Here is a 9,674-nt window from a genome sequence, read left to right as displayed (position 1 = left end):
ATACCCGCACTACCAGTCAGCTATACACTTCCGCCACTACGGCATGTTAGGGACTTTCACCCGTTAGAGAAAAGCGCTGCCAAGCGCACAAAAGAGCCTAATTCAGCAAGTGAATTAGGCTCTTTTCTATTTAATTATGCTTCTAATACTTTGTTACGTAGTACCATTTGAAGGATACCACCGTGACGGTAGTAATCAACTTCTACTTCGGAGTCAAAGCGAGCAAGTACATTGAATTGTTTTTCTGTACCATCTTCTGCTTTAGCAGTAACTTGTAAAATATCACGAGGTTTAACACCTTCTGCAATATTAATACTAATTTCTTCTTTACCAGTTAAACCTAATGTATCAGCGTTTTCACCTGGTAAGAAATTAAGTGGTAAAACACCCATCATTACTAGATTTGAACGGTGAATACGCTCAAAGCTTTCTGTAATAACAGCTTTAATACCTAAAAGGTTTGTCCCTTTAGCTGCCCAGTCACGAGATGATCCCATTCCGTAGTCTTTTCCTCCAAGAACTACTAAACCAGTACCCTCTTCTTGGTATTTCATTGCAGCATCATAGATTGCCATAATTTCGCCAGTTGGCCAGTAAGTAGTGTATCCACCTTCTGTACCTGGAGCGATTTGGTTACGAATGCGGATGTTTGCAAATGTACCACGCATCATTACTTCGTGGTTACCACGACGAGATCCGTAAGAGTTGAAATCACGGATTTCTACACCATTTTCGCGTAGGTATTTCCCTGCAGGTGTATCTTTACCAATCGCACCTGCTGGTGAAATATGGTCAGTAGTGATTGAATCACCGAATTTCGCCACGACACGAAGTCCTGCAAGTGTTTGAATATCACCAGGCTCCTTAGACAATCCTTGGAAGAACGGTGGGTTTTGAATATACGTTGATGTATCATCAAACGAATATAGAGACTCAGTTGACGTTTCAATTGCGTTCCATGCTTCGTTTTCATCAAATACACGTGCATATTCTTTTTGGAATAGTTCACGAGTAACTACTTTATTTAACACTGCATTTACTTCATCAGTTGAAGGCCAAATGTCTGCAAAGAATACGTCATTGCCATCTTTGTCTTTTCCTAATGAATCTTTTTGTAAATCGATATCTACTGTACCAGCAAGTGCATAAGCAACAACTAATGGCGGTGAAGCCAAGTAGTTAGCTTTTACAAGTGGGTGTACACGACCTTCAAAGTTACGGTTACCAGAAAGAACAGAAGTTACGAATAAATCTTCGTCAACGATTGCTTTTTCAATTTCAGGTAGTAATGGACCTGAGTTACCGATACATGTAGTACATCCGTAACCAACTGTATTGAAACCAATTTTATCAAGATATTCGTTTAGTCCTGAATCTTCTAGATAACCAGTTACAACTTTTGAACCTGGTGCTAAAGAAGTTTTTACGTAAGCAGGAACTGTTAAGCCTTTTTCAACTGCTTTTTTCGCAACTAAACCAGCCGCTAGCATTACGTATGGGTTAGATGTATTTGTACAAGAAGTGATTGCAGCGATTGCTACAGCACCTGTTGGAATTGTTACATCACCATCTGCAAATTTAGCAGTTGCCGTTTTGTCGAATTCTTTTTCTGATAAACCGAAACCTTGTGTACCTTGAGGAGCAACAACTGCTTCATGGTAACGAGCTTTCATGTCAGAAAGTGGAATCAAATCTTGCGGACGTTTTGGTCCAGAAAGGTTTGCTTGAATATCAGCTAGGTTGATTTCAATTACATCTGTATAAACAGGTTCTAATGTTGGATCAAAGAACATATCATTTGCTTTTAAGTATGCTTCTACTACAGCGATATGATCTTCTTCACGACCAGTTAATCGTAAATAGTTAAGTGATTCTTCATCGATTGCGAAGTAACCACAAGTAGCACCATATTCAGGAGCCATATTTGCAATTGTCGCACGGTCAGCTAGTGGTAATTTAGATACACCAGGACCGAAGAACTCAACAAATTTACCAACTACGCCACGTTGACGTAATACTTGAGTAACTTTAAGTGCCAAGTCAGTAGCAGTTGTTCCGTTTGGAAGATCTCCTACTAGTTTAACTCCAATTACTTCTGGAATTGGGAAGTATGAAGGCTGTCCAAGCATTCCTGCTTCTGCTTCGATACCACCTACACCCCATCCTAATACACCAAGACCGTTAATCATTGTTGTATGAGAGTCAGTACCTACTACTGAATCCGGGAAAGTTTCTAATGTACCATCTGCATCTTCATTTACATGCACGATTGGCGCTAAGTACTCTAAGTTTACTTGGTGAACAATACCTGTTGCTGGTGGAACAGCGCGGAAATTGTTGTAAGATGTTTGTGCCCATTTAAGGAAATTATAACGCTCTGCATTACGTTCAAACTCAAGATCCATATTTACTTTTAACGCTGTATCAGTACCGTATTTGTCTACTTGTACTGAGTGGTCGATTACAAGGTCAACTGGAATTGCAGGGTTAATCTTGTCTGGGTTTCCACCCATTTCTTTCATCGCAGAACGTAGTGATGCTAGATCTACAACTACTGGAACCCCAGTGAAATCTTGTAGTACTACACGTGAAGGTTTAAATGGAACTTCCGCTTCTGTATCTGCATCTTTTCCCCATTTTGCTAATTGGTTTACATGATCATCTTTAATTACATAGCCGTCATATTGACGTAAAACAGATTCTAATAATACTTTGATTGAATAAGGAAGGCGTGAAACATTTGCGATTCCAGCTTCTTCTAAAGCTGCTAAACGGTAGTAGTTATACTCTTTACCATTTACAGAAAAAGAAGCACGGCTGTTGTGTAAATTACTTTTTGCCATAACTTTTCCTCCTAATGTCTATTGAAAAGACTCTATTCTAGTGACTTCTCTCCAACTTCAATCATACTCGAATAAAGTCGATAAGTAAATTACATTAAAATTATTATAAGTGATAATTATTGCTTATGACCTTTTAGTTTCTCAATCGTATTTTCTAATTGTTGTAAATGTCTTTTCTCATGCAGTCCAACGAAAGGAAACCATTGAATTAGTGGAACTTTCCCAAAAACAGGGTGTTTCAATGATTTTGTTTTTAATGCATTAAGATTACTGGATGTGTAGACAGAAAGTAATTCCATTCTAGCTTCATGAAGTAATAGCTTCATCTTTTCCTTCGTTTCGTAATCTGAAGTAGGCACTGTATGGCTCGGCGCTTTTACTTTTATGAATCGTAATGTCGAAAGCTGTATTGGTTTTTTCTTTGCTTTCGGACTTTCTGGATTAGCTAATTGAGCTTTTATCCCTTTTGTAATTGTTTGCTCCATTTTTACCAAATGATCGATGATCTCTTTTGGAGACCAAGATTCGGGGTCTGGTTTTTTGTTGAATTCTAAATCCGTCAATGTATCCACTTGCTGAAAAAGGGCAGCTCTAATTTCATTATTTTTTCCAATAAACATGTTATTCCTCCACTCTTATCTGGTTATTTATCTTATACCCCATCGCACCTCCGTGCAATCTTTCCGCCGAGTTATATTTTCATTTTCATAAGAGTATGAGACAATATCATATTGGAAAGGAAGTTTTACATGCTTACAAAAAACAAAATGACACCAACCAATGATCCGTGGGAAGCTTATCGTGACATCGAAACGCACGGCAAACTTACATTATCCAATATTGAGTTCACTACAACTAATCTTTGCAATATGCGCTGTGCACACTGTGCAGTTGGATATACGCTGCAAACAAAAGATGATGAGGCACTTCCTATCGATTTAATTTTGACAAGACTAGAAGAGATACCTCACTTAAAAACAATTAGCATTACAGGCGGAGAACCAATGCTCTCCAAGAAATCTGTTATGAATTATGTGCTGCCACTTTTAAAGTACGCTAAAAGTCGCGGTGTCCGAACACAAATAAATTCCAATCTAACGTTAGATACAGATAGATATTTACTGATCGCTCCGTTCCTAGACGTCCTACATATTTCGCATAATTGGGGTACAATTGACGAATTTGTTGAAACTGGCTTTGCGATGATGGATAGAAAACCGACATATGAGCAACGTGCGAAATTGTTTCAGCGAATGATCGACAATAGTCGAATGCTCTCAGAAGCAGGGGTTATGGTTTCAGCAGAGACAATGTTAAACAAAAAAACACTTCCCTATTTGGAGCATATCCATAAGCAGGTAGTAGAAGAAATGAAATGCGCAAGGCATGAAATTCACCCAATGTACCCTTCAGACTACGCCAGCACACTAACAACGCTTACGTTAGAAGAAACGCATGATGCGATTGAGCAACTATTAAATTATCGAGATGAAAACACTTGGATGCTATTTGGAACCCTGCCGTTTTACCCTTGCAGTCAAAATGAAAGAAGTCTAGAACTTTTAAATAAATTAAAGAAATCCAAAAATGTTTCAGTGCGTAACGATCCTGATGGCAGATCTCGTTTAAATATTAATATTTTTTCGGGTGAAGTCATTGTAACGGATTTTGGAGATGCACCGAAGCTCGGAAATATTCAAACGAATACTCTTCCTGCTATTTTTGATAAATGGCTCGCTTCCCCACTATCTAAGTCATTGAATTGTCATTGTCCAGCAGTAAAATGCTTAGGCCCTAACATTCTAGTAAAAAATATGTATTATAAAGAAACCAAGTTTGAAAGTGGTTCTGTAATATAAAAGTAAAACGACCAAATGAGTAAGATACATTTGGTCGTTTTGTATTTATAAATTATCATTCTAGTGTAATGAAAATATGTCTATTGCTAAATTTAAAATGAATACTGTATGGAGAATCGCGAACCATACCCCTTGCTTATTTAACTTCTTTGTCACTTCAATGTCCATATTCTCCACTCCCTTTTTTTGTTATTATACACCCTACCTTTTAAAATTGCAAAATATTTTGAATAGTAAATTTACATTATACTATAGGGTTTTTATTTTATTCATTCTTACCAAAAGTTATTAAGGAAGAAGTGTTTTTAGTTGAAAAAGTATACTACTAGCTCGTTATGGCTGCAGAGTTACACGACGAAAATAAACCATTCCATCCAACGCATATATTATTTCCTCTTCATAATATTCGACACACGACAGGACGTGCATTATATAGTGACCATTATTTGAATGGATAAAAATCGATATAGTTTCTTTTGTTTACTAATTTGCACCTTCTTTCTATCTGAACGTTCAATTGAAGAAATTCATATGTCAGGATATTTGTGTTGCATACACCTTCATGCTGTTCTATAGTCGCTCATGAGTCAGCCGTTGCGGCTTCTATCCTAAGGAGGAGCTTTGATAATAAGGTACAGGTCGAATTAAAATAATGATCACATGTTTAATTTTTCTCACGCTTGGTTATATAAAGAATGTACAGCAATACAACATTCTTACAAGGAGATGAATGAATATGGGATTCATTTTATATTTAATAATCGGTGGTATTATTGGATGGCTAGCAGGTTTAATATTAGGAAAAGACATTCCAGGAGGTATTATCGGTAATATCATCGCAGGTATTATTGGTGCTTGGATTGGTGGGCTAATCTTCTCAGACTTTGGTCCAGTTGTTTGGGATATGGCGATCATTCCTGCATTAATCGGTGCCATTATTTTAGTATTCATTTTGAGTCTTATTTTAAAATCCACACGTAAATAAGCAAAAGGATGGGCTCCAATTAGAGTCCATCCTTTTTTTCTGTTTGTAAAGCAGAGGCAGATTGGAGTGCTTCCAACTGACTTTCGTATAAATGGTAAAAATACAACACATCTTCTACGTATTTATCGCTCCGGTTGTAATTAAAGATAGCCTTTTCTAATTCGCCATCAGCCGCTCCACTTGCTGCTAAATAGTTTGCTGCACTGAAAATGGCATCTTCTATATCATAAGGATCAGCTACCCCATCCTTATTTGCATCCACACCATATCCTCCGTACTCTGCAATTATTTCGGGATTCACTTTATCCTTTTCAGGAATATCGCCTTGTCCTAACCCGCTACAGCTAGGATGGGACCAGCCTACAAAGGTACAGGGCATGAACTGCATATGCCCCTCTGCTCCTACTGGAGAAAGCAGCGGATCCATGGTTGAAAATATAGTTTCCATTCGATGATGGGCAGCGAGTAGTGTCCATGGCACACCATATATCTCTTCTGCTTGTTGGTAGATTGCAATATATTCTTCGGGGATATCTAATTTTTCTTGAGAAAATGATTTTAAATGAATGGATTCTGCCCATTCCATTACTACCGGTATCCTCTGTAATTCTTTCCACCCGATGATCAACAGTATATATACGGTAATCGTAATGGGAAGAAGTAATACAAGTATCCAAGCTTTAGCTTTATAGGATGTGCCCTTCTTTTGCTTCATATAGCTTTATTCACCTATTTCACGTAATACTTTTGTGTCATCGTCTATCTTACCCGTCTTTCACTCAAAGAAAACAATAGCATGTTTTCTTGCAAAAAAGTAGTCTAAATATGTCGAAACTCCCTATACATTTTTAGCATTTTTTTGTAGTATGGCACAATGGAGGTGATAATATATGTGGAAAGACTTTAAAGATTTCGCTTTTAAGGGAAATGTACTAGATTTGGCTGTAGCAGTTGTTATTGGTGCTGCTTTTGGGAAGATTGTATCTTCATTGGTAGAAAATATTATTACTCCGCTAGTTGGACTTCTATTAAATGGCGTTGATTTCACTTCCTTGTCATTTAAGTACAAGGAAACAGAAATTTTATACGGTAATTTTATCCAGTCAGTTTTTGATTTTATCGTCATCTCTTTTTCTATCTTTTTGTTTATTCGCTTATTATCTAAATTTAAACGAAAAGAAGATGTCGTGGAAGCTACAAAAGAAGCTCCACCTGTAGATTCCAAAGAAGTATTATTAGAGGAAATCAGAGACTTACTTAAAAAGCAAAATAATGCATAAAAAAAAGAACCCGATGAGGGTTCTTTTTTACTTTCCATCTGCAATTAATGCTTCTACATCCATTACAATCTCTTCTTTTGGTACATCTTGATAACCATCATAGTTTTTCACAACGACACCGTTTTGATCAACCAAAAAGAAGGACATGCCATGCATTACTACATTATCAACGGGATTTTTTATAGCAGCTGTTTTAAAATTATCCGCTGCAAATTTTTTAATATCCTCTTGAGAGTAATCAGTTAAAAGATTCCATTTGCTTTCATCTGGAACGTCATAATTACTAATAAATTCTTTTAATACTTCTGGTGTATCGTACTCAGGATCCGCTGTAAAAGAAACAATCTTATAATCTTCTATTCCTTTATCCACAAGTTCCTTTTGGATATCGCTCATATTGAAGGTCATTAATGGGCATTCTGTTGTACAATTCGTATAGATGAAACTTGCTAGCCAAACGGTACCTTTTAAATCATCTAGTGAAACAGCTTCACCACGTTGGTTTTTGTAATTGAAATCTTCTACTTTCCAATTCGTTTGCGCTTCAAAATTACCTCCACTTCCGCACCCTGCAAGTATAAGCAAAGTGATAGATAGCATTGCTAATAATTTTTTCATGGAATGAGACCTCTCTTTTCTATTATAGCCTTATCTTAACGAAACAAATTGTTTCATTCAACTACATTGGCTCTTATTAATTCAACAGTTTTGTGAATAGGAATGTTATTTTAATGATAATAATGCATTTTTAATTTCTTCGAGTTTGTGTTCCACTCTATGCATCAAATAAAATGATACAAAAATAGGAAAACCAACATCTTGAATAACTGCAAGCCATTGTTCCATTCTTATGCATCTCCCTTTTAAAAAATGACTCTCCGCCGAACGGAGAGTCATTTTGTATTAAATAATATCTGTTACGTTTCGTTCTACTACTTTTGCACTTTTGGCTAGTGCAAGAGTCGATCCTTCCACTTGAAAAACATTACTACTGATAATTGCATCCATGCCTGTTTGTATTTCTTCTGAAGTAAGTGATTCTTTTGGTTCGTCCACGGATATCATCATGTTTTTTCCGTTTGCTGCTTCAAATTGTAACTGCAATGTTTTAGCCATACTGTCTCCTCCCTATCATTATTAGTTTAAGTTAGATGTCTCAATTTTCTCAGCCCCAATATAAGGACTATCTGTAAAGCTTGTTAATGCGGTAGCTACTACTTCTAATTGATCTGCCGTTGCAGCAGCTTGTAAATTGCGGTAAGACTTGGATTTTGTCTTCATCTTGCCGTCTTCTGTCAATCCTGCCTCATAAATCAGCTTTAATACTGCTTCTTTGTGTTCTAAGTTCGCCATGTGTATCACCTCCTTTCAACTAGTAGATAGAAACTATTTGATCGAAAGGATACATTCCTAGTGAAATATTCTTGAGAACATCTTATACTATTGTTAAGAAGATTGAGGTGAATAGATTGTTAAATGGTTGGTTTTTATGGTTTATACTTTTTTGGGTGGTCGTATTAGTATCTTTAATGGCAATTGGCGGATTTTTTATGTTCCGAAAATTTTTAAAAGCTTTGCCTAAGGATGATGGAAAGTCTGTGCTAGATTGGGAAGAGTATTATGTCAACAACACGATACATTTATGGAATGAGGACCAAAAAGTACTGTTAAATGAATTAGTTAGTCCAGTCCCTGAACTATTTAGACCGGTAGCAAAACAAAAAATCGCAGGTAAAATCGGGCAATTAGCATTAGAGGAAAAAGCGACTTCTATTACACGGGAGCTGTTAATCCGAGGTTATATTATTGCAACACCTAAGCGAGATCATAAATTTTTACGCAAAAAACTAGCGGAACTAAAAATCGATGTTACACCATACGAACGGTTTTTCGAGCTATCAGCCGATATGCCTAGAGGAAAATAAAAAAGCGAGCATCCCTATTTCCAGGAATGCTCGTTTTTCTATTTTATTATTGATCCAGCTCCAGCGCCTTGCCCCTCGGGGTCAAATGTGAAAAAGCTGCTCCTGCGCACAGCTCGTCGCAAACAAAATCGCTTGTGGTGGCTGAGGAGCTGCCTCCTTGGCCCGCACGATGCGGGTTATATCTGCTTTGCCACAAGATGTGGCGGACTTTGCAGACCTACCCCATTCCCATTTGCCTGTCGGGGCAGAGATAGGCTCTTGCGCTTTTCTTACAAACTTACTTCTTTTTGTATTTTTCTAAATTGCATATACATCGCAATTCTCCAAGGGACTATCATACCAAATGCTAATATCCAGAACATGCCACTAAGTGCCCCAACATTAATTGTAGAGCTAAGCACTAGCTTTCCAATAATTCGTATGATTAACAACCCGAACAGGATAAAAATAAATGCTTTGGATTGCTTCAAATAAATTTCTCCATCTCTACGTTCAAATTTGGAAGTCCAAATCAGCACAGTGGAAAACAATATTCCTGCAATTATCGCCTCTAAAAATTCTAACCCTGTTACTCGAAAAAAAGGAAAGATAAACATCAGTGCTCCAGTAGACATAAAAAGAGGAGGCAACAATATTTTCTTCACACTTGCCGGACGTTTGGCAGATTTCGCTCTTATAGTCGTAACCGCTATCCCCATTCCGATCGCAAACACCGTAGAAACAATGATCATTACGTTTGGTGAAATTTTTTCAAATATCATATATATCATATCCTTCAATTC

General features: G+C 37.1%; 12 protein-coding genes. 4 read left to right on the top strand and 8 right to left on the bottom strand.

Going from position 1 to position 9,674, the window contains the following annotated elements; translation table 11 throughout:
* Positions 1–134: 134 nt before the first annotated feature.
* Positions 135–2,843 carry an aconitate hydratase AcnA gene (gene acnA, locus ACIP9W_RS20310; RefSeq protein WP_400792963.1) on the bottom strand — a complete coding sequence of 903 codons (2,709 nt, stop codon included), beginning with the start codon at positions 2,841–2,843 and terminating at the stop codon, positions 135–137.
* A gap of 116 nt (positions 2,844–2,959) precedes the next feature.
* Positions 2,960–3,463: a DinB family protein gene (locus ACIP9W_RS20305; RefSeq protein WP_400792961.1), complete on the bottom strand. Its 504-nt coding sequence runs from the start codon at positions 3,461–3,463 to the stop codon at positions 2,960–2,962.
* Between the two features lie 129 nt (positions 3,464–3,592).
* Here ACIP9W_RS20305 and yfkAB point away from each other — a divergent pair, with 129 nt between their 5' ends.
* Entirely contained in the window at positions 3,593–4,702 is a 1,110-nt protein-coding gene (gene yfkAB, locus ACIP9W_RS20300) for a radical SAM/CxCxxxxC motif protein YfkAB (RefSeq protein ID WP_400792960.1), read from the top strand.
* A 736-nt stretch (positions 4,703–5,438) separates the two neighbouring features.
* Positions 5,439–5,687: a GlsB/YeaQ/YmgE family stress response membrane protein gene (locus tag ACIP9W_RS20295; protein WP_282244687.1), complete on the top strand. Its 249-nt coding sequence runs from the start codon at positions 5,439–5,441 to the stop codon at positions 5,685–5,687.
* A gap of 19 nt (positions 5,688–5,706) precedes the next feature.
* Here ACIP9W_RS20295 and ACIP9W_RS20290 read toward each other — a convergent pair whose 3' ends face one another.
* Entirely contained in the window at positions 5,707–6,402 is a 696-nt protein-coding gene (locus ACIP9W_RS20290; protein WP_282244686.1) for a lytic transglycosylase domain-containing protein, read from the bottom strand.
* Between the two features lie 175 nt (positions 6,403–6,577).
* Here ACIP9W_RS20290 and mscL point away from each other — a divergent pair, with 175 nt between their 5' ends.
* Entirely contained in the window at positions 6,578–6,967 is a 390-nt protein-coding gene (mscL, locus tag ACIP9W_RS20285; RefSeq protein ID WP_400792959.1) for a large conductance mechanosensitive channel protein MscL, read from the top strand.
* A 27-nt stretch (positions 6,968–6,994) separates the two neighbouring features.
* Here mscL and ACIP9W_RS20280 read toward each other — a convergent pair whose 3' ends face one another.
* From ACIP9W_RS20280 to ACIP9W_RS20265, 4 genes are all read right to left on the bottom strand, one after another.
* Entirely contained in the window at positions 6,995–7,585 is a 591-nt protein-coding gene (locus tag ACIP9W_RS20280) for an SCO family protein (RefSeq protein ID WP_400792958.1), read from the bottom strand.
* Positions 7,586–7,690: 105 nt separating this feature from the next.
* On the bottom strand, positions 7,691–7,813 hold the full coding sequence (locus ACIP9W_RS20275; RefSeq protein WP_142536932.1) for a YvrJ family protein: 123 nt from the start codon (positions 7,811–7,813) through the stop codon (positions 7,691–7,693).
* A 57-nt stretch (positions 7,814–7,870) separates the two neighbouring features.
* Positions 7,871–8,083, bottom strand: a complete 213-nt coding sequence (locus tag ACIP9W_RS20270) for a DUF2922 domain-containing protein (protein ID WP_142536931.1) — start codon at positions 8,081–8,083, stop codon at positions 7,871–7,873.
* 21 nt (positions 8,084–8,104) lie between these two features.
* Positions 8,105–8,320 (bottom strand): DUF1659 domain-containing protein, encoded by a 216-nt coding sequence (locus ACIP9W_RS20265; RefSeq protein ID WP_400792957.1) that lies wholly within the window; start codon positions 8,318–8,320, stop codon positions 8,105–8,107.
* 116 nt (positions 8,321–8,436) lie between these two features.
* Here ACIP9W_RS20265 and ACIP9W_RS20260 point away from each other — a divergent pair, with 116 nt between their 5' ends.
* Positions 8,437–8,892 (top strand): DUF2621 domain-containing protein, encoded by a 456-nt coding sequence (locus ACIP9W_RS20260; RefSeq protein WP_400792970.1) that lies wholly within the window; start codon positions 8,437–8,439, stop codon positions 8,890–8,892.
* A 269-nt stretch (positions 8,893–9,161) separates the two neighbouring features.
* Here ACIP9W_RS20260 and ACIP9W_RS20255 read toward each other — a convergent pair whose 3' ends face one another.
* Positions 9,162–9,653 (bottom strand): CcdC family protein, encoded by a 492-nt coding sequence (locus ACIP9W_RS20255; RefSeq protein ID WP_400792956.1) that lies wholly within the window; start codon positions 9,651–9,653, stop codon positions 9,162–9,164.
* Positions 9,654–9,674: the final 21 nt, after the last annotated feature.

It is taken from the genome of Psychrobacillus sp. NPDC093180, from assembly GCF_044754065.1.
In the GTDB taxonomy this organism is placed as follows: domain Bacteria; phylum Bacillota; class Bacilli; order Bacillales_A; family Planococcaceae; genus Psychrobacillus.
This window is presented reverse-complemented; position numbering and strand designations above follow the sequence as displayed.

Excerpts from the sequence above, each read along its gene's own strand:
- acnA (WP_400792963.1), bottom strand. The coding sequence starts at position 2,843 with ATGGCAAAAAGTAATTTACACAACAGCCGTGCTTCTTTTTCTGTAAAT.
- ACIP9W_RS20305 (WP_400792961.1), bottom strand. The coding sequence starts at position 3,463 with ATGTTTATTGGAAAAAATAATGAAATTAGAGCTGCCCTTTTTCAGCAA.
- yfkAB (WP_400792960.1), top strand. The coding sequence starts at position 3,593 with ATGCTTACAAAAAACAAAATGACACCAACCAATGATCCGTGGGAAGCT.
- ACIP9W_RS20295 (WP_282244687.1), top strand. The coding sequence starts at position 5,439 with ATGGGATTCATTTTATATTTAATAATCGGTGGTATTATTGGATGGCTA.
- ACIP9W_RS20290 (WP_282244686.1), bottom strand. The coding sequence starts at position 6,402 with ATGAAGCAAAAGAAGGGCACATCCTATAAAGCTAAAGCTTGGATACTT.
- mscL (WP_400792959.1), top strand. The coding sequence starts at position 6,578 with ATGTGGAAAGACTTTAAAGATTTCGCTTTTAAGGGAAATGTACTAGAT.
- ACIP9W_RS20280 (WP_400792958.1), bottom strand. The coding sequence starts at position 7,585 with ATGAAAAAATTATTAGCAATGCTATCTATCACTTTGCTTATACTTGCA.
- ACIP9W_RS20275 (WP_142536932.1), bottom strand. The coding sequence starts at position 7,813 with ATGGAACAATGGCTTGCAGTTATTCAAGATGTTGGTTTTCCTATTTTT.
- ACIP9W_RS20270 (WP_142536931.1), bottom strand. The coding sequence starts at position 8,083 with ATGGCTAAAACATTGCAGTTACAATTTGAAGCAGCAAACGGAAAAAAC.
- ACIP9W_RS20265 (WP_400792957.1), bottom strand. The coding sequence starts at position 8,320 with ATGGCGAACTTAGAACACAAAGAAGCAGTATTAAAGCTGATTTATGAG.
- ACIP9W_RS20255 (WP_400792956.1), bottom strand. The coding sequence starts at position 9,653 with ATGATATTTGAAAAAATTTCACCAAACGTAATGATCATTGTTTCTACG.